Here is a 1,045-nt window from a genome sequence, read left to right as displayed (position 1 = left end):
GGCCGAGGATCCGGTGGACGCTCTGCTGTCGGCGGCGGCGGAGTCGGAGCTGCTGGTACTCGGCTCGCGGGACATGGCGCCCATGGCCAGCTACTTCCTCGGCGACATCGGTCTGCACGTCATGGCGCGGGCGCAGGCTCCGACCGTGTTCGTACGCGCTCGTGAGGACCCCGCGCCGGCCGACGACGAGGGAGACCTGACGGTGGCCCTGAGCCTGCGGGGTCCGTGCGACGAGCTGCTGGAGTTCGCCTTCACCGGCGCGGCCCGCAGTGGTGTCACGCTGCGCGCGGTGCACGCCAGAAACCTGCCGGCCGCTGCGTACACGCGTGGCGGCATCGTCGCCGACCCCTACTTCCGTGGCGAGGTCGTCCGCCACGCCCAACGGGAACTGGCCGACGCGCTCCGTCCCTGGCGGGAGAAGTTCCCCGAGGTACGAGTGGTCGAGACCGTGTGGGCCCAGAGCCCGGCGAGGGCTGTCGTACGAGGCGCGGTGGGCGCCGGCCTGCTGGTCGTCGGACGGCGGGAGGAACGGCCGAGAGTCGCGCCCCCGGTGGGCAACGTCCTGGCGGCGGCCGTCCATCACGCACCGTGCCCGGTGGCGATCGTCCCGCACGGTTGACACGTCATTGACGGCCCGGGGGCATGAGGTCGCCCCCGGCCGAAGCGGCACGTCGGGATGCGGCGCCGAAAGCAGTCACTACCGTGAGAAACAGGGCTCGAAGAGGCCCGACGGCAGCACTGCCCCGACGGAGGACTCGTGGCCGACGACCCGGGCAGGTACGGCGACGGCGTACCGGAACGGGAAGGCGTCCTGCCCGAAGAGCTGCGGGCCCAGCTCGACGCCGTACAGGACGGCAATCCCGAATCGGTGCGGAGCCTGCTCCAGGCCGTGCTCTCGGTCGGACGGGGGCTGGACCTGCCGCAGGTGCTGCGGCGCATCGTGGAGGCGGCGGTGGTGCTGGTCGACGCCGAGTACGGAGCGCTGGGTGTCGTGGAGGAGGACATGCGCCTCTCCCAGTTCGTCACCGTCGGCGTGGACCGGGAG

1 protein-coding gene and 1 pseudogene are annotated in these 1,045 nt (G+C 72.2%); both read left to right on the top strand.

Translation table 11 applies throughout. From position 1 onward, the window contains the following. A partial coding sequence (locus tag BHU15_RS36340) for a universal stress protein (protein WP_218028098.1) occupies window positions 1–619 on the top strand: 619 nt, incomplete at its 5' end. 138 nt (window positions 620–757) lie between these two features. Further along, window positions 758–1,045: pseudogene (locus tag BHU15_RS36335) on the top strand (histidine kinase); the annotation flags it as partial.

Origin of the sequence: Streptomyces niveus (assembly GCF_001723055.1) — a bacterium.
Taxonomy (GTDB): domain Bacteria; phylum Actinomycetota; class Actinomycetes; order Streptomycetales; family Streptomycetaceae; genus Streptomyces; species Streptomyces niveus.
Note: the sequence above shows the minus strand (reverse complement) of the source record. Positions and strands in the feature narration are given on the sequence as shown.